Consider the following 22,718-nt stretch of genomic DNA (forward strand, 5'->3'; position numbering starts at 1 on the left):
TTTTTTCATAATTTTCATATTATAGGAGATTTGCCATGACCAAATGTTCAAGAATACCTCAAAAAACATTTCCGGACAGTACCCTTAGGCTTCTTATGGAAGGCTATATGTTTATTCCAAACAGATGTAAAAAATATAAATCTGATTTATTTGTTACCCGTATAATGGGTAAAAAGGTAGTATGTATGACCGGTTCCGATGCTGCAGAAATATTCTATAATAACCAGCTTATGACTAGAAAAGGAGCCTTACCAAAAAGAATACAAAAAACCCTTTTTGGAAAGAATGCCATTCAAACCATGGATGGAATATCCCATAGGCATAGAAAGAGGCTTTTTTTATCCATTATGGAAATTGATAAAATTGAAGATCTAAATAGAATCATGAAAAAATTATGGAAAAGCTATGCCAAAACTTGGTCCCATAATGATACCTTAATTCTTTTTGATGAAGCAGCCGCCATCCTTTGTCACGGAGCTTGTATATGGTCAGGGATCCCCATTAAAAAAACAGATGTTAAGGCTTTAGCTAAAGATTTAACAGCCATGGTTGATGCCTTTGGTGCAGTGGGACCTAGGTATTATAAAGGTAGACTTGCCCGGATTCGAACCGAATGTAAAATGAAAGATATAATAACAAAGGTAAGACAGCAAAAGATTATTGTCCCCTACGATTCTGCCCTTTTTCGTATTGCATTTTATAGGGATCCCTACGGAAGGTTATTGGATGCAAAATTAGCAGCTATTGAATTAATTAATATTTTAAGGCCTATTACAGCTATTGCAACCTATATTACCTTTGGAGCACTGGCACTTTATAAATATCCCCGGTGCAAGGAAAAGCTTGTTAAAGGAAAGCTAAACTACTCCCATATGTTTGCCCAAGAAATAAGGCGCTATTTTCCCTTTGCCCCATTTTTAGGAGCAAAAGTGAAAAATGATTTTCTTTACAGTAAGCATTATTTCAAAAAAGGCTCCTTAGTCTTTTTAGATATATACGGAAGCAACCATGACCGGCGTATATGGGAAAAACCCTATAGATTTAACCCTTCTCGCTTTTCTTTTAGGGACGGTAATCCTTATGATTTTATTCCCCAAGGAGGGGGAGACCTAGAAAAGGGCCACCGCTGTCCCGGGGAATGGCTTACAATTATGCTGTTAAAAACCGCTATGGAATTTATGGCAAAGAATTTATCCTATAATGTTCCCTTACAAGATTTAAGCTATAGCTTACGTAGGATACCTGCAATACCTAAAAGCCGATTTATTTTTAATCAAATTAAGTATATACCATAGAATATACCATAGAAAAATTTTAACTATCTGTCCCTAACATTTTTCTTTCTCATCATTAAAGAAGACAGAAGAATAAATATAATTCCACTGCCCAGTATCAAGGCAAATTGCATCCAGGCACTTATACTTGTATCACCTATTTTCAAACTGATGCCTGTTATCTCACCATACTCAGCTACTGCCTCCTTAGGAAGTCCGGCAAAGGTGTTATGTAGAGCTTCTTTGGTAAATACCTTCCTAAACCATGCACTTAGCTCAGTCATAGGTATAAATACAAGAAAATTTCTAACAATTTCAGGCATCATGCCTATAGGTATGTACATGCCTGTGACAAATCCCGACAGAATGTGAACAAAGTTAGCTATCCCATTAAAGGCACTCCTTGTTTTAGCAAAACCGGTAATAAAGAACAAAAATGATGTGGTGGAAAAGCCATTAAGTAAAATTAATCCCAAAACCTTTAGTATCTGGGTAAATGACAGCATAACTCCTCCTGTAAGTAATAATATAATCTCAGAAACCGCCAAGGTAACAGTACTGAATATAAAACTTAAACAAGCAGCTGAAATAATATATCCCGATACTAAAACAAACCTTGAAATCGGTGACACGTAGTAACTGGCCAATCTTCCGCTCTCCTCATCCCAGCTCATCATACTAAGCATTCCCATTGAGGCGGATATTCCATTTACTATGGTAATACCTGCTATTACTAATGATAAAACCAAGTTTCTTACATTTGCTTCGTCAAGGGAAGGATTTCTTGTACCGGGTAACAGATATTCCTCAGGTAGGGGATTTTCTTCCATGAAAACATCCATATCCGAAAGAACACCTTTAACAATTTCTATATTCATATCCCCCATAAAAAGAAGCATTAATATTATTATTATAATCATGGATAGAAATGTATAAAAAACGTTTTCCTTGTCTTTTAGATAAACTAAAAGATTTCTTTTAACTATTGCAGTCAGTGCCATCATACTGATTATCCTCCTTAAAAGCTTTTCCCAGCTGCTTTCCTGTAATATTAAGAAAAGCATCATCCATGGTTCCTTGTAACACCTCAAAAGAAGTCATATAAGGTGATAGCTCATTTAGTAAAGGTAGACAAGACTTGGTATCCGGTATTGATATGGAGATATGATTATGTACCCTCCATATTGGTTATTTTACACTATCCCATTTATTTTATATTATAGTAAATATATTACTTAATTGTAAATATATATTTAATTGATACCGTGTACAATTATCTGATATAATAAGTAGGTCTTAATAAAGGTTTATAAAATTCTTAATTTAATTTTTACCTAACCTTGACAAAAAAGTTTAGATTATGTTATATTACCACCGTCAGCATACATGGACGGACCAAATAACCTATGTAGAAAGGACAATTATGGCTAAGATGAATCCAATAGTAACAATTGAAATGCAAAACGGAGATATTATGAAACTGGAATTATATCCTGAGATTGCTCCCAATACCGTTAATAACTTTATCTCTCTGGTAAACAAAGGTTTTTATAACGGATTAACCTTCCACAGGGTTATCCGGGGATTTATGATACAGGGTGGCGATCCGGATGGCAACGGTACCGGGGGACCTGGATACTCCATTAAAGGTGAGTTTACCTACAATAATTTTGAAAACAATCTTAAACATCAAGCAGGAGTAATCTCCATGGCCAGATCCCAAAGGCCTGATTCGGCCGGTTCCCAATTTTTTATTATGCATAAGGATGCCCCTCATTTAGACGGATCCTATGCTGCTTTCGGTAAAATAATTGAAGGTATGGATGTGGTGAATAAAATAGCCGAGACCAAAACTGATTATTCCGATATGCCCCTAGAACCTCAGATTATGAAGACTGTAACCGTAGATACCTTCGGTACAGAATATCCAGAACCGGAAAAATGCTAATACTATCAAGCAAAAAAAGCTGTCCCAAAATGTTTTTTAGTTAACATTTTGGAGCAGCTTATTTTACACTAGCATAATTTTACCTAAGGATTTTTAATTTTTTACCCATGCTTTTTTTAAATCTTCTTTCATATCTAAAACTGCCTGTCTTGAAGCATCTGCATAGGCTTCTTCTTTATATGCCTCATATTTAGGCTGCTTATAGGCGGCTATAATTCCTCTAGAGGAATTTATTATTGCTCCTAAGCCGTCCTTATCAAAATAATATTTTAAATCTTCTGCCTTACCTCCTTGAGCACCGTAACCTGGCACCAGTATAAAGGTCTTTGGCATAAGTTTTCTAAGTTCTTTACCTATTTCGGGATATGTGGCACCTACCACAGCACCGATATAACTGTAGCTATCCCCCATAAATAGATCTCCCCATTTTGCTACTTGTTCTCCTACCAGCTCATATAAGGGTCTTTCCTTAATAAGCTGATCTTGAAATTCTCCGCTGGAGGGATTAGATGTTTTTACAAGAATAAAGAGTCCTTTCTTTTCCTGCTTACATACATCAATAAAGGGGATAATTCCATCGGAACCAAGATAAGGGTTCACTGTTATAAAATCTTCGTCAAAGCCTCTATAATCCTTATCCCCTATAGTTACCTTTCCCAAATGCCCCGTAGCATATGCTGCTGAGGTGGATCCTATATCTCCTCTTTTTACATCACCTATTACAATAAGGCCCTTTTGCTTAGCATAATCTATGGTTTTTGTATATGCCTTTAATCCTTCAATGCCAAATTGCTCATACATAGCTATCTGCGGCTTAACAGCAGGCACTAAATCATATATGGCATCTATAATTCCCTTATTATAAAGCCATATGGCCTCAGCTGCCCCTTCTAGATTTTCACCCTTTTCTTTATATCCTTGTGCCAGCAGATGTTGGGGTACATATGAAAGCATGGGATCTAGTCCAACTACAATAGGTGCTTCCAACTTAATTATTCTTTGGATTAGTTTATTTATCATAATTAACCTCCGATTTTATATTTAACTATTTGCATATTCATATTTTACCTGACCTGAAACTATTGTGTATAATACCTTTCCATAAACCTTTTTGCCATGAAAAGGAGTATTTTTACCCATAGAGAAAAATTCATTTTTATCAATGGTATACTCCTTATCCGGATCTATAATTACTATATCAGCTACAGAACCTTCACCGATACAGCCCCTGTCAATATTAAGGATTTTAGCAGGATTAAGACTCATTTTTTCCACCAGCTGCCTATAGCTTAATATACCCGTCTTAACCAGCTCTGTCCATGTAATAGAAAATGCGGTTTCAAGGCCAACTATTCCAAAGGGAGCCTTCAACATGGATTCTTCCTTTTCTTCCATAGAATGAGGGGCATGGTCCGTAGCAATTACATCTAGGATATCATTTTTAAGAGCATTCTTTATAGCTTCCACATCTTCGGGACTACGTAGGGGGGGATTCATCTTATAGTTTGCGTCATCTTCCGGTATATCCTTATCAGATAAGGTAAAGTAATGGGGACAAGTTTCACCTGTAATATTAATTCCCTTCTGCTTTGCCATATCCAATATAAAGGTACTGCCTTTGGTTGAACAATGGCAAAGATGAAGCTTAGCACCGGTTTCTTTTGCCATCAAAACATCCCTGGCAGTAATAATATCTTCTACTGCATTACTAATACCCGGTAGGCCCAGCTCATCTGCTTTTTCTCCCGCATTCATTACCCCATCTGCTGCAAGGGATTTATCCTCACAATGGGCAAATACCGAAACCCCAATCTTAGCAGCTTCTTCCATGGCCTTATAATATAGGAGTGTATCCATAACCGATTTGCCGTCTTCACTTATGGCCACAGCCCCGGCCTTAACCAGTTCTGCAATATTATTTAGTTCTCTTCCTTCCTGGCCTTTGGTAATGGCGGCAATAGGATATATGTTTACTAATCCTCTTTCTGCCTGATCAAAAACATATTTAAGGGTGTCGGGATTATCTAAAGCCGGATTGGTATTTGGCATGGCACAGATTGTGGTAAAGCCTCCACAAGCTGCCGCCAATGAACCTGTTAATATGGTTTCCTTATACTCATATCCCGGTTCCCTAAGGTGAACATGGAGGTCAATAAATCCCGGCATTACAAATTTTCCACCTGCCTCGATTACTTTGTCCACTTTTATTTTATAATCATCCGGTTTTATATTTGCTTCAACCTTTAATACCCGGTCATCTTTTATTAAAATATCAAACTTCCCCTCTCTGGCTGATGCCGGGTCAACCACATATCCGTTCTTAATTAAAGTAATCAATATATTCGCCCCTCTCATACTTAGCAAATTGTCTATTATCTTTAAGCTAATATAAAACTAACTATATCTTTATTATCATAAGTTACAAAGTTACCTTAGTGTTTACCTGCCAGATAATTAATAAACTGCTGGGCCATTCTTCCCGATAAACCACCGTTTCTAAGCTCCCACTTAGTAGCTTCAGATAAAAGCATATCCTCTGTAAGATAATCAATTTTCTCCCTTTTAGCCAGCTCTTTTACAATTTCATAATACTCCTTCCTAGAAGGTGAGGAGTAATTAATAGTAATTCCGAAACGTTCTACTAAGGATAACTTCTCTTCCATAGTATCTGACCGATGGATATCCTCTTTATGTTCCATATCTAAGCGGTCATTCCAAGTTTCCCGTATCAAATGCCTGCGATTAGATGTGGCATATATAAGTACATTATCAGGTTTGTTTTCTAAGCCTCCTTCTATCACTGCTTTTAGGTATTTGTATTCTATTTCAAATTCCTCAAAAGAAAGATCGTCCATATAAATTATAAATTTATAATTTCGATTCTTAATCATAGAAATAACTGATGAAAGATCTTTAAACTGATGCTTATAGATTTCAATCATTCTAAGTCCCATTTCATAAAACTCATTAAGGATTGCTTTTACAGATGTAGATTTTCCCGTACCACTGTCCCCAAATAATAGGACATTATTGGCCTTTCTTCCTTCTACAAATGCCTTGGTATTATCAAGCAGTTTCTTTTTTTGTAATTCATATCCTATCAAATCAGAAAGCCTGACTTCTTGTGTATTTGTTATGGGGATGATTTCAAGCTTTCCTTCATCCTTAGATATACGAAAAGCCTTATTTAGTCCTAACTTTCCCACCCCATAATCCCTATAAAAATCAGTTACAATCTTAAAAATCTCTTCCTCATCTTTGGCAGTTGCTATACGATTACTAATCATCCTAACTTTTTTGCTGACATTTTTATTATAACTTGTGCTGCTTTTTTCTATAGCCTTATAATTAGTTATTATAGAAAAGCAATTTATATCTAATGCCTCTTCTAAAGGGGTAAAATCATAATCAAACAATTTTTTAAAAATCTTAAAATCTCCCTTGGCAAAAATATTAACAGTCCCCTCCCTAGCACCTACTTTTTCACAAGTTATGCTAAAAGGATTTTCCATGGTGATAAGCAGGTATGCCAGGTAATCCTGCCATAAATTATGATTAAAACCATAAAGGGTTGCCATATCTAAAAGCTCATTAATAAGGGAATATATCCTGGATATAATATTTTCCCTATCTATTTTGCTGATTTGCCTAGGATTTTCCCTTTCTGTCAGATAATCATATTCCTTAATTATATCTGCCAGCTTTAGCAAAAGGCTGTTATTACCAAGTTTCTTATATACTACTAATTTTGAAATTAGCCGATACATAATGCCTCCTATACAATAAGACTTTATTATATATAAAGCGAGGGACCAATCCCTTATTTATGGGAATTTTGGCTACCTCGCTTTAGCTTAAAATTTTACATTCGGTCAGGTGCTTCAAATCCAAGAAGATCTATACAAGTCAGTAATATTCCCTCTACAAGGCTAATCATAAGTATTAAGGATGCCTGTCTCTTATCATCATAGTCCTCAGATATAATCTTTGTCTCATGATAAAAGCTGCTAAACTTATCGGCCAAATCATAAATATATTGGCATATCCGATGGGGTGCCAATTCTTCATAGGCAGCATGAATCATATCACTGAATTTTGTAATCTGTAGCATTAATTCCCGTTCTGTAGATGATTTGGCGGGAAGGATATCTGAATCTGGATTTATAGTTTTGCCTGTTTGTTTAAATTTCTCAAGAATAGATTTAATTCTAACAATTGTATAAAGAATATAAGGACCGGTATTACCCTCAAAGGAAGTAAAGCGCTCCACATCAAAAACATAATCCTTGGAAGCCTGATTTGATAAATCTCCATATTTTAAGGCAGCTAGTCCAACCTTTGAGGCCACTTCCTTAGCTTCTTCTTCCTCCATAGTACGATTTTCCATTATTTTGCGGTAAACCTCATCGGTTACCATCTTAATCAGATATTCCAGACGAAGAACTCCACCATCCCTTGTTTTAAATGGCTTGCCATCTTTACCGTTCATAGTACCAAAACCGATAAATTGAAGTTTTGTATTTTCATTTACCAGCTTTGTCTTCTTGGCACAGCGGAATACTGTTTCAAAATAAAGCTCCTGTCTTTTATCTGTAATATATAGAATATGGTCTGGATTAAACAGCTTCATCCGCTCCACAATAGTTGCCAGGTCAGTTGTATGATACAAGGTGGCACCATCTGACTTTAATATCATACATGGTGGTATTTCTTTTGTATCAGTTTCTTCCTTTACATCAACTACTAAAGCTCCGTCGCTGATTCTTGCATAACCATTATCCTTAAAATACTTAACCATATCAGGAATATATGGCTGAGCATCGCTTTCCTTTTTCCAAAGTTCAAAGGATACATTTAATTTTTCATAAATCTTCTTTAAATCTGTTACAGATACATCCTGCATATGTTTCCAAAGAGCCATATAACCCCTATGACCATTTTGCATTAAATAGGTAATCTGTTTTGCTTCTTCACGAAACTCAGGGTTCTCCTTAGAATATGCACTGGCTGCAGGATAAATCTCTTCAAGTTCTGATATGGTAAAGGGAGCTTCTTTTGGATATTCTCCAGTATAAGATTCATCAAAATAAATTAAATCCGGTTTTCTTCTTTTTAATTCTGCTATAACAAGTCCCATAGGTGTACCCCAGTCCCCAAGGTGTACATCTCCGATAGCTTCATTTCCCATAAATTTGAAGATACGTTTTAAACTTTCTCCTATTACCGCAGAACGCATATGACCAACATGAAGGGGTTTTGCTATATTAGGTCCACCATAATCAATTATGATTTTCTTAGGTGCAGAATCCTTCTCGCAACCAAAATCTTTCTCTCTGTTCATGTTATTTAAATATTCTGCTAAAAACTCATCACTTAATGTTATATTGATAAAACCAGGCATAATTGCAGTAATTTCTTTAAAGCGGCTATTTTCCTTTAATACTTCCACTATATCCTCTGCAATAACTATAGGTGCCTTTTTGTATTCTCTTGCGGCCGACAAAGCCCCATTACATTGATATTGACAAAGATCAGGCCTATTGGATGTAGTGACTATCCCATATTTTTCATCATATCCTTTTTGAATAAATGCTTCTTTTACATCCTCAGATATTAAGTCGACTAATTTTTTCATTGTTACCTCCAACCTCTCTTAACTTAAACAATACTTTAACATAGGCGGACATAAATGTCATCTGTTTTTGTTATTAAATTATTAATTTGTAATAAATAGCCATATTGAGAGTATTGTGTACAATATTGTATAATTTATATTAGTTTTAATATTTTTGTTAATATTGTCTATTTTATATGTTAGAATAATTTACTTTTTCTTCAAAATTGCAAGTATTTTATTATTTTTTAACAGAAAAGTTGAATATTTTTCAAATAAGTACTATTATTTTTCTTATTTTTGTTGTATATTATATATAGAGGGATTATTTTAAATGAAATTAGGAGTAATGTAACTCCAATCACTTTCCAGTTGCCATAAAGCGTTGTAGGGAAGAATTAAGGATACGAAAGGAGAAACATCATGTTCGGGCTTTATTTTGGGGATTACTTATTAGAAAAGAATAAAATTTCTCAATCGCAGTATGAGGATATCATGTTGCAGCAAAAAACTTCCCGTGCCAAACTTGGGTTTATTGCTGTTTCTGAAAAATTGCTTACTACTAAACAAGCCGAAGAAGTTAATGAAATTCAAAAGCAAAAAGATCGCCGTTTTGGTGATATTGCAATCGAAAAAGGGTATCTACTGGCTGAGGAAGTAAATTATCTGTTAAACCTTCAAGGAAACCCTTATATGAGATTGATTCAAACTCTTATGGAAAACAATATAATGTCCATGAAAGAAATTGAATCCTGTATTGAAGATTTTAAAAAAGATTACGGCTTTTCTGATACGGAATTGGATGCGCTTAAGTCTGGTGATATTGATAGAATCATTCCGGTATTTGTCGATGTAAACATCCCCTTAACCGGAGAATGTATTACTCTGGCTATACGGAATATAATCCGTTTTATTAATAACAATATTCTTCTAAAAAAAGCGTATACCGTAAAAAATTATCCCTTCCGTTCAATCGCATATCAACGACTGGTTGGAAACCATGAACTATTTGTCGCCTTTGCCGGCGAGGATCAAGCCCTGTTAGATATCGCCTCTCCCTTTGCTAAAGAAGAATTTACTACAATGGATGAGGATGCTTTTGATTCAGTTTGCGAATTTATAAATTGTAATAACGGATTATTTGCCTCTAAACTAAGTAAAGAGGATATACATATTGATATGACACCACCGGAGTTTAACAAAAACAAAACTTTGGTCTCTGATGGTGATATTTATGTTGTACCTATTATTATAAACGGAAATCAAACTGACTTATTGGTCGTCACTGACCATAAGGTTGTTATAAATTAGGAGGGTATAAATATGGCAAAAATTCTTATAGTTGATGATTCCAGAACGTCTAGAAAAATCCTTAGAAGTATCTTAACTGAGAACGGCCACGAAGTAATCGGCGAGGCTTTAAACGGTCAAGAAGCAATATCAAAATATGCAGAACTTCGCCCCGATATAACTACTATGGATATAACCATGCCGGTTATGGACGGTCTTACAGCTTTAAAGGAAATTATGAATATAGATAAGAATGCAAAAGTTATTATGGTAACTGCAGCGGGACAAAAAAACAAAATGGTTGATGCCGTTAAATATGGTGCTACCGAATTCTTAACAAAGCCCTTTGATGCAAACCAGATAATTGAGATTATTGAAAAAGTCCAATAAATACATATATATATCACATTATAGCCATAAATACAAACGAGGTTGTTAAAATACAACCTCGTTTTCTATTTTTTATTTAATTTTTATAAACTTATCTAACCGGCATAATAATAGCTGCAATAAAGTAGAAAACTATTCCCACTCCACTTAAACCAACCAAGGCCCATAATAACCTTACCACCGTAGGGTCAATATTTATATATTCAGCAACTCCTTGACATACTCCGCAAATCATCTTATTTGTAGAAGAACGATATAATTTCTTTGGCTCCATACAACTCCTCCTTTCACTACAATGTTAACCTCTGTGGGTACCAGGTATCATGAACTTTTTATGAACCTTTTGTAAATATAATGTGAACAAAAAGCATGTATCCTATACTTAATAAGATCCATGCTTTTTTATTCTATGCTAATTTATGTAACTTACCGCTTTATATGGTTTTCTATAGTTTAAATTCTTAATAACAATTCCTTCTTCTTTACTTGCGGCCCCTAGTACTTTTCCGTTCCCGATATAGATTACTACGTGATTAATCCTTCCGTTCTTAGTGTAGAATATCAGATCACCGGGCTGGATTTTATCCAAAGAAACTCTTTTCCCGCTGCCTGCTTGGGATCTGGATGTTCTAGGAATATATATACCAAATTTTTTAAATACAGATTGTGTAAAGCCGGAGCAATCAGCCCCCCTTGTTAAGCTGGTTCCTCCCCATACATATGGATTCCCTATAAATTGCTTAGCATAGTTAACAATTTGTTGCCTTAGGGAGGAAACCGCCTTACTTTCTTCTTTTTGCTGCCTTTCCTTCTCAAGCCTTATTCTTTCTTGTTCTTCCTCAATTGAAATGGCTTCCTGAAAATCAGTTTTAATATCTACATAATCAGCAGATACATATCCTACTTTATTTCCGGTAGATACCTTAATCCATTCTCCACTTTCTTCTATTACTTTTAATTTGTCCCCATTAGGAACTTGGGTTAATATAGAAGAATTTATATCTGCTTTTGTTCTGATATTCAGCTTGTTGGCATTTACGGTAGCCAGTTTAGTTTTTACTTCTTCTATCATCTCATAAACTTTGCTACCTGTAATTAAAAATTCTGCTTTTATGTACCCAGTTACGCTTCCTGATTTAATTTTAAGCCAATCTCCCTCTTCCTCAAGAATTGTAGCTGTCCCCTTACTATATAGTTTGCCTAATATTTTACTGTTGGTATTTGCTTGACTTCTTATATTTACATAATTATTAACATCTGCTATTGCCATATTCCCATACTTTTTTATAGGATGAAGAATATTATTTATTTCTGCATTCATTTTGGGATCTTCACTAATATCATTTATTAAGACTGTTATACCTGCAACAGGTTCTCCTGCTGCATATGCAGTTTTTGCTCTTCCCATAAGTGCCAATGAACCTACTGCACAACAAACAGCAATCTTTCGTACCTTTTTATTCATACAATGCCTCCACTGTAACTTTTATTACGTAAATGTTAAATTTGTTACAAATGTATTATATAGCATCTTATAAATAAATGCACCTGGTAGTTTATTCTTAAATACCATTTATTTGTATTAATAGCCTTAAATGTTATATATTCTTACCTATATTAATTTTTTCTTCAATATGCTATAATGTCCAAAGCAGTAATTCAAAATATCGGAGGTTATTATGGCATTAGATGGAATTGTAGTTGCAAGTATTGTTGAGGAATTAAAATCTACCCTTATGGGAGGAAGAATTAATAAGATTGCCCAGCCCGAAAAGGATGAACTACTTATTAGTATAAAAGGACAAGATAGAGTTAACTATAAATTATTTCTTTCGGCAGGGGCAGGCATGCCCTTAATTTATCTTACCGAGAACACTAAGGCTAATCCCATGACTGCTCCAAATTTTTGTATGTTGCTTCGTAAGCATCTAAATAACGGAAAAATTCTTGATATTACCCAACCTTCTTTAGAGCGTATAGTATCCATAAAAATAGAACATATGGACGAACTGGGTGATTTAAAGATTAAATATCTAATTATCGAACTTATGGGCAAGCATAGTAATATTATATTCTGCGACCATAACATGACCATTATTGATAGCATTAAACGGGTCAATCAATTTATGAGCTCTGTTCGTGAGGTCCTCCCCGGTAGAGAATATTTCATTCCACAAACTATCCATAAACTAGACCCCCTTACCATAGATTATCCTTCTTTTAAGGAGCATATATTAAATAAGCAAATGCCTTTATCAAAAGCCCTTTATACAGGCCTTACGGGCATCAGCCCCCTAATAGCTAATGAAATCTGCCATCGGGCTTCTATCTATTCTGACGATTTTACCTCGACACTTAGTGAAGACATGGGTTTACACCTTTTTAGAAATTTTGAAAGGGTCATAGAAGAGGTTAAGGAGAAAAAATTCTATCCTCATATTGTAATAGGAGAACATGGCCCTAAGGAGTTTTCCAGTATTCCTCTAAGCTCCTATATGAATAATAATTATAATATTAAAGAATTATCATCTCCATCAAAAATGCTAGAGACATATTACGCTGAGAAAAATGCCCAAGCTGTAATGCAGCAAAAATCCGCTGACCTTCGTAAACTAGTGGCAAATACCATAGAAAGGGCCGTAAAAAAATATGATTTACAAGTAAAACAGCTTAAAGATACCGAAAAAAGGGACAAATATAAAGTCTACGGGGAACTTATAAGTGCTTATGGCTATAATCTAAAGCCCAATGCCAAAGAACTAATTGCCCCTAATTACTATAATAATGATGAGGAAATAAAAATTCCTCTTGATGAGACCCTTACACCTATGGAAAATGCCAAAAGGTATTTTGAAAAATATAACAAATTAAAAAGGACCTATGATGCTCTTACCACCTTAATACAAGAAACTAAGGATGAGATTGAGCATTTAAAATCTATTCGTGCTTCCTTGGAAATTGCCACTGATGAAGATGATTTAGCTGAATTAAAAAAAGAACTGATGGAATACGGCTATATTAAAAAGAAGCATATTTCCAATAAATCAGATAAGTCAAAAAAATCATCAAAAAATGCAAAAAGCAAACCTTTTCATTATATTTCCTCAGACGGTTACCATATCTATGTAGGTAAAAATAATTATCAGAATGAAGAACTTACTTTCAAACTGGCTGACGGAGGGGATTGGTGGTTCCATTCCAAGAACATTCCGGGCTCCCATGTAATTGTAAAATCCGGTGGGGATAAACTACCTGATAAAACTTTTGAGGAAGCAGCAAGGCTTGCAGCCTATTATAGCAGCGCCAGAGATTCAAAAAAAGTAGAAATTGATTATACCCAGCGTAAAAACATAAAAAAACCCAGTGGCTCAAAACCTGGCTTTGTCATTTACCATACTAATTATTCAATGATAGCAGATACTGATATATCGGATATAAAGGAAGTAGAATAGATTAAGGAGGAAAATATGATTTGCGCTGACCTTCACGTTCATTCTAATTTTTCCAGTGACGGAAAAGCAAAGATGGAAGATATGATTGATAAGGCCATAAAGCTGGGCCTTAAAACCCTATGCTTTACTGACCATATGGACTATGATTATCCTAAAATATATGATTATTCCTTCCAATTTGATATAGATAACTATCTAAAAAAACTTCAGATATTGAAGGAAAAGTATAAGTCCCAGATTGAGATTCTTATTGGACTTGAGCTTGGAATGCAGCCCCATATAAGTGATTCTATGTATAAACTTATAAATTCATTTCCCTTTGATTTTATAATTGGATCTATCCACATAGTGAATCAAATGGATCCATATTATCCACAATATTGGGAAAATATTACCGAAGAGGAAGGGATAGTAAAATGTTTTGAGGAAATACAAAAATGCTGTGAGATTTATCAGGGTTTTCATGTATGCGGTCATATAGATTATGTGGTCCGCTATGCCCCCAGCAGTAAGATTAAGTATCAAGAGTACTCCTATCCCTACTATAAAGATGTCTTAGACGAAATCTTAAAGACTCTTTTAAATCACGGTAAAGGGATTGAAGTAAATACTTCAGGATATAAGTATGGTCTTGGACATCCCCATCCCAAAACCGAGATTTTAAAGCGATATAAAGAACTTGGGGGGGAGATAATTACCATCGGATCAGATGCCCATTTACCCCAACATCTATGCTATGATTTTGATAAAGCAGAAGCCCTTCTTAAAAATCTAGGTTATAAATATTATACCATCTTTAAAGAGGGTCAGCCTAATATGATTAAATTATAGTTTCTATATTGTATAGATAATAAAGTTCGAGTATAAAAAATACTTTTAGCAATAGATTTTTTATACTCGAACTAATTTATTATTATTTTATACTATCTTTTACCCAGTATAGTTCCTCCGCCAACAACATAATCATCTTGGTAAAATACTACCGCCTGTCCCGGAGTTACTGCCCTTTGGGGTTGGTCAAAAACACACAACACTTCATCTTTTGCTGTTTTTTTAATGGTACAAGGAGCACCTTTATGACTATATCGGATTTTTGCTGATACCACCATCTCATCTTCTAAATCCTCTATGGCCATAAAATTAAGATTATTAGCATAAAAACGATCTGTATATACATCGTCTGCATCCCCGATAACCACCTCATTGGTTTCAGGTCTTAATTCCATAACAAATACCGGTCTGCCAAGGGCTAGATTTAGCCCCTTTCTTTGTCCTATGGTATAGTTAGCTAAGCCCTTATGTTGTCCTAGTACATTTCCCTTCCAATCTACAAAATTACCTGGGGTAAAACCATATCCGGACTTTTCCATACTTTTTTTATAAAGCCTTCTTTTTTCTTCTATAATCCTTCGGTTTTCTTCATCGCTTAAATATTCCTCAATAAATCCTGCATAGTCATTATTGGAAACAAAACAAATTTCCTGGCTATCCGGTTTATTGGCTACAGGAAGATTTAACTCTTTAGCAATTGCCCTGATTTCTTCCTTGGAGTAAGCTCCCACAGGCATAAGTGTATGTTCTAGCTGGAACTGGGTTAAATTATACAGGGCATATGTTTGATCCTTTGCGGCTGTAACTGAATTTTTTATAGCATATCTGCCGTTTGCAAGCCTTGTTATAGAAGCATAATGTCCGGTAGCAATATAGGAAGCTCCTATAGATAAGGATCTGGCAAGCAAGGCCTCCCATTTAACAAATCTATTACAAGCAATACATGGATTTGGGGTTCTGGCCATGATATATTCCGATACAAAATAATCTATAACAGTTTCCTTAAATTCCTTCCTAAAGTTCATAACATAGTGTGGAATATCCAATACATTAGCAACTCTTCTTGCATCCTCTACTGCACTTAAGCCACAGCAGCCACCGTTTTCCGATATGGAACAAACATCATCATCCTGCCATATTTGCATTGTCACACCTATGACATCATACCCTTGTTTTTTTAAAAGGTATGCCGCCACAGAGGAGTCTACTCCTCCGGACATTCCGACTACCACTTTATCCATTTATAACTCCAATCTAATAAGTTTGCTCGTCCTCATCATGTTCATGGACATCAGACTTAGGCTTTCTTAATCCTTCGATTTTAATGCCATTTTTTTCAGCATAATCCCATAAAGCCGCATGAATTGCCTCCTCGGCCAGCAATGAGCAGTGTACCTTTACCGGAGGAAGACCATCAAGAGCATCAACAACAGCTTTATTTGTAACCTTAAGAGCTTCTTCTATAGTCTTTCCTTTTACTAGTTCAGTAGCAATACTGCTTGTGGCAACTGCCGCACCACAGCCAAAGGTCTTAAATTTTACGTCCCGAATTACACCATTGTCATCTATATCCATATACATTCTCATGATATCTCCGCACTTGGCATTTCCCACAGTCCCAACAGCACTGGGATTTTCAATTTCACCCATATTTCTTGGATTTGTAAAATGATCCATTACTTTTTTTGTATACATAATATTTCCTCCACTTTATCAAATAGTATCAACTATAGCGAATTTATTATCTCCTGCGAACAAAATCCTCATACAAGGGAGACATCATTCTTAATTTATCAACAATCTCCTTGATTTTTTCTACCGTATAATCTATTTCTTCAAATGTATTTTCTGCACTTAAGGTAAGCCTTAAAGATCCATGAGCTATTTCATGGGGTAAACCAATGGCAAGTAAAACATGGGAAGGATCTAGGGAGCCTGATGTACAAGCCGAACCGCTAGAGGCACAGATATTACTCATATCCAACATTATAAGCAGAGATTCACCTTCTATAAATTGAAAACTAAAATTAGCGTTATTAGGTAACCTCATTGTTCTGTGGCCATTAAGTCTGGTATAGGGAACTTCCGCTAAAACCCGTTTAATCAGATAATCCCGCAACTGTATTTCCTTCTTAGTCCTTTCCTCCATGGTAGCCATGGCAATCTCCACTGCTTTGCCAAAGCCGACAACATTGGGTACATTTTCAGTTCCTGCCCGTCTGCCTCTTTCCTGGGCTCCTCCATGGATAAAAGATCTGATTTTAATACCTTTTTTTATATATAAGAAACCAATTCCCTTTGGACCGTTTAGCTTATGGGCGCTGGCACTCATCATGTCAATTCCCAAGTCTTCTACATTTATATCCAATTGTCCAAAAGCCTGTACTGCATCTGTATGGAACAATATGTTATGCTTCTTAGCAATAGCACCAATTTCTTTAATTGGCTGAATTGTTCCAATCTCATTATTAGCAAACATAATTGATATTAAAATTGTAGTTGGTCTTATGGCCTTCTCCAACTGATCCAATTTAACAATACCATTTTCATCTACATCTATATAGGTAACTTCATACCCTCTCTTTTTTTGCAGATATTCACAAGTATGCAATACAGCATGATGTTCAATCTTTGATGTAATAATATGCTTTCCCTTTCCCTCATAAGCCTCTGCAGTTGCTATAAGAGCCCAGTTGTCCGCTTCTGTTCCACTGGCTGTAAAATAGACCTCAGAACTTTCTGCCCCTATGGCACCAGCTATAATAGACCTTGCTTCATCTAAAGCCTTTTTATTTTGAGAAGCAAACTCATATACGCTGGATGGATTACCATACAGCTGGCTAAAGTAAGGGAGCATAGCTTCTACAACCTCAGGTCTAGTCTTTGTAGTAGCTGCATTATCAAGATATATCTTCTTTTCCATGTGGTCATCTCCTAATTATTGATATTTATTTTCAACAAGTTTGCTTTGAATTATTATCCTCAGTAACACCTGCTTCTGCTTGAACTCTCTTACTTTCTGCTACCAAATCAGAGAGCATAATTCCATCCACTGCGTCATTTATACTATCACTTATACGCTTCCATACATATTTTGTTACACAGGTATCTGAGATACTACAGGGTGTATCAGTATTATTTATTTCAGCACAATCTACAGGACTTAAGTCTCCTTCTAAGGCACGCAAAATGTCACCTACAGATATTTCCTCTGCCGGCATTGCCAGTACATATCCCCCTTGTGCTCCACGAATACCTTGCACTATACCGGATTTTCTAAGTTTTGCTATCAATTGTTCCAGATAACTGGTGGATATGCCTTGTCTTTCTGCAATCTGACTTAATGCAACTGCCTCATCATCGTCATTATTAACTGCCAGGTCTAGGACTGCTCTAAGTCCATATCTACCTTTAGTAGTTAATTTCATATTATAACCTCCTGCTAAACTTCCGCCATCAGTTCTCAGTTTTAATTCCCACTTATTTAATTCATATTAAATTACTCGGTATTAAATATAGCATTCTACCATTTATTTGTCAACAATAAATTTACAATAAATATATTTTTATTTTGATATTTTTCTTTATTAGATATAAAGAACATACATAAGTTATTATTTAACTCAATATATTATAAAGAATTTGACTTGCAGGAGAACTATATGAAGTTAAGAACCCAAACAGCAAATACCATAAAGCATATCGGCCAAAGAAATATATTATTAGGTACCATAATTCTTACCCTGGCAGGATTTATAACCAGGGTTATTGGTTTTTTCTATAAAATATTTTTATCTAAAGTAATGGGGTCTGAGTGGCTAGGAATATATCAGCTGATTTTTCCAGTCTATGGTATTGCATTTACAATCTATGCAACAGGGATTCAAACCTCTATTTCTAGGCTGGTAGCTGCAGAAATGGGAAAGCGTAATCATAAAAATGTGGGCAAAATTTTAAGACTGGGTCTGCTGCTTTCTGTAACAATAGCAGCTATTTTAACATTACTATTATATAAATTTTCAGATATTGTTGCCTACCGCTTCTTACTTGAACCTCGAAGTGCTTCATCATTAAGAATATTAGCTGTGGTATTTCCTTTTTGTGCAGTCACCTCATCTATTAACGGTTATTATTATGGATTAAAAAAGGCCGGTGTACCGGCATCAACACAACTAGTTGAACAAGTTATCCGAGTTATCGTAGTATATATAGCAGCTTATACCATGGGAAATGGTAATCATTTAGTTACCTGCGAAATGGCTGTTTTGGGCCTGGTAATAGGTGAAATTGCTTCCTCCCTATATAATTTCTTCTCCTTATTTATTACTAAATCTCCAAAGGATTTAATAAGCCTAGGCCCCAATTCTTCTGCAATCCCTGTAAGAAGACGAAAAATCATAAAGGAGATTATAATATCGAGTATACCCTTATCTACCAATCGCCTGCTTATAAATATTTTACATAGTATAGAGGCTGTTTTAATACCGGCCATGTTAAGAAGATTCGGTTTAAGTACAAAGGAGGCCCTTAGTACATATGGTACCTTAGTAGGAATGTCCATGCCCTTTATAATGTTTCCTACTGCTTTAATAAATGCCCTGGCAGTCCTGCTTCTTCCTACCATATCCGAAGCCCAGGCTATGGAAAATGAATATTTGATAGGTAAAACTTCATCTGTCTCCATAAAGTACAGCCTTTTAATAGGAATTATCAGCACCGGTGTCTTTCTGCTTTTTGGTAATAATCTTGGAATTTGTATTTTCAATAATCAAGAAGCCGGCAGATATTTAGTTATACTGGCCTGGATTTGCCCCTTAATATATCTTACAACAACCTTAGGAAGTATAATTAACGGTCTTGGAAAAACCAATATCACTTTTATTAATTCTATTTTGGGTACATTTGTTAAAATTATTATTATAATAATTTTAGTACCAAAAACCGGTATTAAAGGTTATCTATCAGCTTTACTTATAGGTCAGTTAATTATCACCTTTATGGATTCATTTTATATTATAAGAATTATCCGGTTTAAGTTTGATGCTGTAAACACTTTGCTAAAACCGGGTATAATCGTAGCCATGGCAGGATTTTTAATCAAAAGTATCTATGAATACTTTAAAAAAATAACGCAGATACATCAGACAGTATTTCTATTATCCTTCTGTCTTCTGTTCTGCGTTGTATGTATAATAATATTTGCCATAACAAATTCAGTTTCAAAATCAGATTTTAAGTAACTACACCATAAAGCATAAAGCTATTCTTACCTTGACTCTTTACACAGTATAGGGCTTGATCAGCACATTGGACAAGTTGTTCATAGTTCATTCCATTATCCGGATAGGTTGCTATACCAATACTACCGGATATCTGAATTTCACAATTACCATCAACATAAGTAGTATAAAGGGCATTGCCCAGGATACTGGCTTTACCGACAATATCCCCATGATCACCAACATAACCGATAAATACTACGAATTCATCGCCACCAATTCTTCCGATAATTTCACCTTCTGCAAATACTTCTCTAATTCTTCTTACAACATAAGTTAGGACTTTATCACCAACTAAATGTCCATAGTTATCATTGATATGCTTAAAGTCATCAAAATCAATAAGCATTAGGGCGTGTCTGCCGTTCTTATTACCGCTAATATATCTATCAATCTTCTTAAAGGTTACTTCCTTATTATAAACCCCGGTTAAAGGATCCCTAGTTGCCTTGTACTCCAAGGCATCTAATTCACGTTTTTGATAATCCACATTAACAATCTTACCTATTACACGGTTTGGCAGATCATCTTCATCATATATAGTTTTGCCCATTATCTGACACCAGATATAGTCATTGGGACGATGCTTTAGGCGAAACTCCGTTGTAACATACTCCTTACCCTCAGATAGTTTAGTACAAAAATCCAAGTAAAGACCATAGTCATCGGGATGAACCATATCTCTTCGTAAATAACAATCTCTCACAAAATTATCCATAATGGTATCCCTACCAAATAACTCCTTGAATTTATCAGAAAAAATCATTTCATCATTAATAACGTAGTACTCAAATAGTACATCATTAGAAAGTTCAGAGGCCACCCGATAACGCTCTCTATCCATCCTTAGCATCTCTTGCATTTTTTTCTGCCTTGTTATATCAACAAATACAGCGGATATTGTGTAATTCCCGTTTTTAGCCATTACATGGTTTCCGTTTATTAGGCAATATATAATAGTCCCGTCTTTCTTTACTAAACGGACTTCAAAATTAATACTTCCATCCTCTACGTTATATACAGAAGTTATAAAATAATCTTTGTCTTTTGGATAGACAAAATCCATAATACTATACTTGTTCTTTTTCATGGCTTCTTTTTCTGAATAGCCTAATAAATTGTAAAACCCCTCACTGGCATAATGTATAGTGCATGTATCCCTGGGTATGAATTGAACCAATCCGGCATGGATACTATTTGTAATCTTGTTTAACTCAATAGCAGATATGGTATTGCTTTTTTCATTTTCAAATTTACACAAAATTAAAAAAAACATTACCAATATACATAAACATAACATAATTATAATGGAGACCATTAAGAGTGTCGGATTACTTTGCAACATATTGTATAGTTTCATAATACCTTCCCCCAACAGTATTTAACTAGAATTGGCAATAATCAATATCCTTGTATTTTAACTGCAAACATATATCCTTTTATAAACCTTCCTATTACCATATTATACCATATATTCCTGTTTATATAGTACTAAAGACCTTGTTTTATTATATTTTATCATAGTATTAAGATAATTTCCACAATAACTGACTTCTTTTTTTATTATTGTCTTTTTACTTGTATAATTCAACTTTAATTTAAAAAATCGAGCAAAGTTTCTAAACTTTGCTCAGAAAATTCTCTGCTAAATTAAAAGTTCTTATGGTGAATAACTGTAGAATCAAAGCTATTAACATCCTTCACTCCGGTATTGGCCATAAGTCCACGAAGTTCATTTGTCATAGCTTGTAAGCGGTCGTATACCCCCTGTACACCGCCTTTACGAATATATGGAATTAGGTGGCCTCCGACACTGACAGCCGTAGCTCCAAGAGCTAAAGCTTTGTATGCATCCATACCGGATGTAATTCCGCAATCAACAAAGATTGGGATGTCTTTACCTATTTCCTTTGCAATATCAGGTAGAATCATAAGAGGAGGAACAGCATAATCTAAACGGCCTCCATGATGAGATATTACTATTCCCTTTGCACCGATTTCAACAGATTTAACTGCATCCTTTACACTTAAAACCCCTTTGATTATAAATGGTAATTTAGTTGAGCTAATATATTTGCCTAAAGTAGATGGTGATTTTATGGACATTTTTTCACCTAAAACAATATCAAGGCTGCCATCATTAGCAAATATATGGTCTATGTCCATACCAACCGCTAAAGCTCCCACTTTCTCTGCATGTTCAATTTTTTTATAAATTTTATCTTCATCCTCATAAGGTTTAATAATTTTAATAGTAGCTGCGCCGGTTTTTATAACACTTTCCAGCTCCTCATTACTGCCCATACCAATCCAATGAACACAATTAGCTAATGCGGCCCCTTTAGCATAGTCCACCATGGGATTTTCCAAATCTTGGTTAAATGTTTTAAGATGGGATAATGCTGCTGTCATAATCGGTGAAGAAAATGTCTCTCCATACAAGTTAAATTCTGTAGAGGGTATAATCCCATCCATCAATCGAAACTCCAGTAATAAACTGTCAAAATATTCCCGTGTAATTTTATTGGTAATATTCATGTGACTTTCCTTTCCCTTGTTTATTCAATATTTTTCAATAGATTGAATTTTTATATATAATTTGATTATAATCTGCATTTTTTGATACTACAATGGCATTAA

21 protein-coding genes are annotated in these 22,718 nt (G+C 35.0%); 7 read left to right on the forward strand and 14 right to left on the reverse strand.

Annotation, left to right across the window (positions count from 1 at the left end; all coding sequences use genetic code 11):
* The first annotated feature begins 35 nt into the window (after positions 1 to 35).
* Positions 36 to 1,295, forward strand: coding sequence for a cytochrome P450 (locus SD1D_RS08745; RefSeq protein ID WP_058258560.1), 1,260 nt, complete (start codon positions 36 to 38; stop codon positions 1,293 to 1,295).
* Positions 1,296 to 1,318: 23 nt separating this feature from the next.
* On the opposite strand, the gene SD1D_RS08750 is transcribed toward SD1D_RS08745, so the two are convergent.
* Both SD1D_RS08750 and SD1D_RS12570 read right to left on the reverse strand, forming a co-directional pair.
* Complete coding sequence (locus SD1D_RS08750; RefSeq protein WP_058258561.1) at positions 1,319 to 2,278, reverse strand: ABC transporter permease; 960 nt, start codon at positions 2,276 to 2,278, stop codon at positions 1,319 to 1,321.
* Entirely contained in the window at positions 2,253 to 2,375 is a 123-nt protein-coding gene (locus SD1D_RS12570) for a hypothetical protein (RefSeq protein WP_273232900.1), read from the reverse strand. Before SD1D_RS12570 ends, SD1D_RS08750 begins: the two co-directional genes overlap by 26 nt.
* A gap of 322 nt (positions 2,376 to 2,697) precedes the next feature.
* Here SD1D_RS12570 and SD1D_RS08755 point away from each other — a divergent pair, with 322 nt between their 5' ends.
* Positions 2,698 to 3,222 carry a peptidylprolyl isomerase gene (locus tag SD1D_RS08755; RefSeq protein ID WP_058258562.1) on the forward strand — a complete coding sequence of 175 codons (525 nt, stop codon included), beginning with the start codon at positions 2,698 to 2,700 and terminating at the stop codon, positions 3,220 to 3,222.
* A 93-nt stretch (positions 3,223 to 3,315) separates the two neighbouring features.
* Here the strand turns inward: SD1D_RS08755 and pyrF are convergent, their stop codons facing one another.
* The 4 genes from pyrF to argS all read right to left on the reverse strand — a co-directional run bounded on the left by pyrF (position 3,316) and on the right by argS (position 8,857).
* Positions 3,316 to 4,242, reverse strand: a complete 927-nt coding sequence (gene pyrF / locus SD1D_RS08760; protein WP_058258563.1) for an orotidine-5'-phosphate decarboxylase — start codon at positions 4,240 to 4,242, stop codon at positions 3,316 to 3,318.
* 21 nt (positions 4,243 to 4,263) lie between these two features.
* Entirely contained in the window at positions 4,264 to 5,559 is a 1,296-nt protein-coding gene (locus SD1D_RS08765; protein WP_242955208.1) for a dihydroorotase, read from the reverse strand.
* Between the two features lie 95 nt (positions 5,560 to 5,654).
* Positions 5,655 to 6,989, reverse strand: a complete 1,335-nt coding sequence (locus SD1D_RS08770; protein WP_058258565.1) for an ATP-binding protein — start codon at positions 6,987 to 6,989, stop codon at positions 5,655 to 5,657.
* A 95-nt stretch (positions 6,990 to 7,084) separates the two neighbouring features.
* On the reverse strand, positions 7,085 to 8,857 hold the full coding sequence (argS, locus tag SD1D_RS08775) for an arginine--tRNA ligase (RefSeq protein ID WP_058258566.1): 1,773 nt from the start codon (positions 8,855 to 8,857) through the stop codon (positions 7,085 to 7,087).
* 402 nt (positions 8,858 to 9,259) lie between these two features.
* Here argS and SD1D_RS08780 point away from each other — a divergent pair, with 402 nt between their 5' ends.
* Positions 9,260 to 10,147, forward strand: coding sequence for a chemotaxis protein CheX (locus tag SD1D_RS08780; RefSeq protein WP_058258567.1), 888 nt, complete (start codon positions 9,260 to 9,262; stop codon positions 10,145 to 10,147).
* 12 nt (positions 10,148 to 10,159) lie between these two features.
* Positions 10,160 to 10,516 (forward strand): response regulator, encoded by a 357-nt coding sequence (locus SD1D_RS08785; RefSeq protein ID WP_058258568.1) that lies wholly within the window; start codon positions 10,160 to 10,162, stop codon positions 10,514 to 10,516.
* A gap of 91 nt (positions 10,517 to 10,607) precedes the next feature.
* Here SD1D_RS08785 and SD1D_RS08790 read toward each other — a convergent pair whose 3' ends face one another.
* On the reverse strand, positions 10,608 to 10,790 hold the full coding sequence (locus tag SD1D_RS08790; RefSeq protein ID WP_058258569.1) for a PspC domain-containing protein: 183 nt from the start codon (positions 10,788 to 10,790) through the stop codon (positions 10,608 to 10,610).
* Between the two features lie 138 nt (positions 10,791 to 10,928).
* Positions 10,929 to 11,981, reverse strand: a complete 1,053-nt coding sequence (locus tag SD1D_RS08795; protein WP_058258570.1) for a C40 family peptidase — start codon at positions 11,979 to 11,981, stop codon at positions 10,929 to 10,931.
* A gap of 214 nt (positions 11,982 to 12,195) precedes the next feature.
* Here SD1D_RS08795 and SD1D_RS08800 point away from each other — a divergent pair, with 214 nt between their 5' ends.
* Positions 12,196 to 13,968: an Rqc2 family fibronectin-binding protein gene (locus SD1D_RS08800; protein WP_058258571.1), complete on the forward strand. Its 1,773-nt coding sequence runs from the start codon at positions 12,196 to 12,198 to the stop codon at positions 13,966 to 13,968.
* 15 nt (positions 13,969 to 13,983) lie between these two features.
* Positions 13,984 to 14,799: a histidinol-phosphatase HisJ family protein gene (locus SD1D_RS08805; protein ID WP_058258572.1), complete on the forward strand. Its 816-nt coding sequence runs from the start codon at positions 13,984 to 13,986 to the stop codon at positions 14,797 to 14,799.
* Positions 14,800 to 14,891: 92 nt separating this feature from the next.
* Here the strand turns inward: SD1D_RS08805 and mnmA are convergent, their stop codons facing one another.
* Genes mnmA through SD1D_RS08825 form a run of 4 tightly spaced genes read right to left on the reverse strand, consistent with a single transcriptional unit; the run spans position 14,892 to position 18,227 of the window.
* Complete coding sequence (mnmA, locus tag SD1D_RS08810) at positions 14,892 to 16,040, reverse strand: tRNA 2-thiouridine(34) synthase MnmA (protein WP_058258573.1); 1,149 nt, start codon at positions 16,038 to 16,040, stop codon at positions 14,892 to 14,894.
* 13 nt (positions 16,041 to 16,053) lie between these two features.
* On the reverse strand, positions 16,054 to 16,494 hold the full coding sequence (nifU, locus tag SD1D_RS08815) for a Fe-S cluster assembly scaffold protein NifU (protein ID WP_058258574.1): 441 nt from the start codon (positions 16,492 to 16,494) through the stop codon (positions 16,054 to 16,056).
* A 46-nt stretch (positions 16,495 to 16,540) separates the two neighbouring features.
* A complete protein-coding gene (nifS, locus tag SD1D_RS08820) occupies positions 16,541 to 17,722 on the reverse strand; it encodes a cysteine desulfurase NifS (RefSeq protein ID WP_058258575.1) in 1,182 nt (393 codons plus the stop codon).
* Positions 17,723 to 17,753: 31 nt separating this feature from the next.
* Entirely contained in the window at positions 17,754 to 18,227 is a 474-nt protein-coding gene (locus SD1D_RS08825) for an RrF2 family transcriptional regulator (RefSeq protein WP_058258576.1), read from the reverse strand.
* 234 nt (positions 18,228 to 18,461) lie between these two features.
* Here SD1D_RS08825 and SD1D_RS08830 point away from each other — a divergent pair, with 234 nt between their 5' ends.
* Complete coding sequence (locus SD1D_RS08830; RefSeq protein WP_058258577.1) at positions 18,462 to 20,039, forward strand: putative polysaccharide biosynthesis protein; 1,578 nt, start codon at positions 18,462 to 18,464, stop codon at positions 20,037 to 20,039.
* Here the strand turns inward: SD1D_RS08830 and SD1D_RS08835 are convergent.
* Complete coding sequence (locus tag SD1D_RS08835; protein WP_058258578.1) at positions 20,032 to 21,438, reverse strand: sensor domain-containing diguanylate cyclase; 1,407 nt, start codon at positions 21,436 to 21,438, stop codon at positions 20,032 to 20,034. The genes SD1D_RS08830 and SD1D_RS08835 overlap by 8 nt on opposite strands.
* 290 nt (positions 21,439 to 21,728) lie before the next feature.
* Entirely contained in the window at positions 21,729 to 22,616 is an 888-nt protein-coding gene (locus tag SD1D_RS08840) for an alpha-hydroxy acid oxidase (protein ID WP_058258579.1), read from the reverse strand.
* Positions 22,617 to 22,718 lie beyond the last annotated feature (102 nt).

The organism is Herbinix luporum (assembly GCF_900070325.1).
GTDB classification, from domain to species: domain Bacteria; phylum Bacillota; class Clostridia; order Lachnospirales; family Lachnospiraceae; genus Mobilitalea; species Mobilitalea luporum.

Excerpts from the sequence above, each read along its gene's own strand:
- mnmA (WP_058258573.1), bottom strand. The coding sequence starts at position 16,040 with ATGGATAAAGTGGTAGTCGGAATGTCCGGAGGAGTAGACTCCTCTGTG.
- SD1D_RS08745 (WP_058258560.1), top strand. The coding sequence starts at position 36 with ATGACCAAATGTTCAAGAATACCTCAAAAAACATTTCCGGACAGTACC.
- pyrF (WP_058258563.1), bottom strand. The coding sequence starts at position 4,242 with ATGATAAATAAACTAATCCAAAGAATAATTAAGTTGGAAGCACCTATT.
- SD1D_RS08755 (WP_058258562.1), top strand. The coding sequence starts at position 2,698 with ATGGCTAAGATGAATCCAATAGTAACAATTGAAATGCAAAACGGAGAT.
- SD1D_RS08770 (WP_058258565.1), bottom strand. The coding sequence starts at position 6,989 with ATGTATCGGCTAATTTCAAAATTAGTAGTATATAAGAAACTTGGTAAT.
- SD1D_RS08800 (WP_058258571.1), top strand. The coding sequence starts at position 12,196 with ATGGCATTAGATGGAATTGTAGTTGCAAGTATTGTTGAGGAATTAAAA.
- SD1D_RS08840 (WP_058258579.1), bottom strand. The coding sequence starts at position 22,616 with ATGAATATTACCAATAAAATTACACGGGAATATTTTGACAGTTTATTA.
- SD1D_RS08835 (WP_058258578.1), bottom strand. The coding sequence starts at position 21,438 with ATGAAACTATACAATATGTTGCAAAGTAATCCGACACTCTTAATGGTC.
- SD1D_RS08780 (WP_058258567.1), top strand. The coding sequence starts at position 9,260 with ATGTTCGGGCTTTATTTTGGGGATTACTTATTAGAAAAGAATAAAATT.
- argS (WP_058258566.1), bottom strand. The coding sequence starts at position 8,857 with ATGAAAAAATTAGTCGACTTAATATCTGAGGATGTAAAAGAAGCATTT.
- SD1D_RS08825 (WP_058258576.1), bottom strand. The coding sequence starts at position 18,227 with ATGAAATTAACTACTAAAGGTAGATATGGACTTAGAGCAGTCCTAGAC.
- SD1D_RS08805 (WP_058258572.1), top strand. The coding sequence starts at position 13,984 with ATGATTTGCGCTGACCTTCACGTTCATTCTAATTTTTCCAGTGACGGA.
- SD1D_RS08750 (WP_058258561.1), bottom strand. The coding sequence starts at position 2,278 with ATGATGGCACTGACTGCAATAGTTAAAAGAAATCTTTTAGTTTATCTA.
- nifS (WP_058258575.1), bottom strand. The coding sequence starts at position 17,722 with ATGGAAAAGAAGATATATCTTGATAATGCAGCTACTACAAAGACTAGA.
- SD1D_RS12570 (WP_273232900.1), bottom strand. The coding sequence starts at position 2,375 with ATGACTTCTTTTGAGGTGTTACAAGGAACCATGGATGATGCTTTTCTT.
- SD1D_RS08785 (WP_058258568.1), top strand. The coding sequence starts at position 10,160 with ATGGCAAAAATTCTTATAGTTGATGATTCCAGAACGTCTAGAAAAATC.
- SD1D_RS08790 (WP_058258569.1), bottom strand. The coding sequence starts at position 10,790 with ATGGAGCCAAAGAAATTATATCGTTCTTCTACAAATAAGATGATTTGC.
- SD1D_RS08795 (WP_058258570.1), bottom strand. The coding sequence starts at position 11,981 with ATGAATAAAAAGGTACGAAAGATTGCTGTTTGTTGTGCAGTAGGTTCA.
- SD1D_RS08830 (WP_058258577.1), top strand. The coding sequence starts at position 18,462 with ATGAAGTTAAGAACCCAAACAGCAAATACCATAAAGCATATCGGCCAA.
- nifU (WP_058258574.1), bottom strand. The coding sequence starts at position 16,494 with ATGTATACAAAAAAAGTAATGGATCATTTTACAAATCCAAGAAATATG.